This window comes from Pseudomonas sp. EA_65y_Pfl1_P113 (assembly GCF_963970525.1).
GTDB lineage: Bacteria > Pseudomonadota > Gammaproteobacteria > Pseudomonadales > Pseudomonadaceae > Aquipseudomonas > Aquipseudomonas tritici.
Genome location: NZ_CAXAQM010000537.1, coordinates 1 through 460 on the forward strand (window position 1 = coordinate 1; position 460 = coordinate 460).

General features: G+C 63.5%; 1 pseudogene. It reads right to left on the minus strand.

Going from position 1 to position 460, the window contains the following annotated elements:
* Nucleotides 1-460 (minus strand): annotated as a pseudogene (locus tag AACY52_RS30950) (CTP synthase); the annotation flags it as partial.

The window sequence follows — 460 nt, forward strand, 5'->3', positions numbered from 1 at the left end:
CGTCCAGCCCCTCCTGGTGATATTGCACGGGCACCGCGTAGATGCTCTTCGCATCCAGCGCCGGAATCACCGCCTCCTTGGGCACGTTGCAGAACAAGGCGATCTTGGCGCGGTCGCTTTCGGGCAAGGGCTGTTCGCAGCGGCACACGAGCACGTCGGGCTGCACGCCCAAAGCGGCCAGTTCGCGCACCGAATGCTGCGTCGGCTTGGTCTTCAGCTCGCCCGCCGCGGCGATATACGGCACCAGCGTGACGTGGATGCTGATCGAATTGCCGCGCCCGAGATCGTTGCGCAGCTGGCGGATCGCCTCGATGAAGGGGAGCGATTCAATGTCGCCGACCGTCCCGCCGATTTCGCACAATACGAAATCGAGATCGTCGGTCTCTGCTTGCGCGAATTCCTTGATCGCATCGGTGACGTGCGGGATGACCTGGACGGTTGCGCCCAGATAATCCCCGCG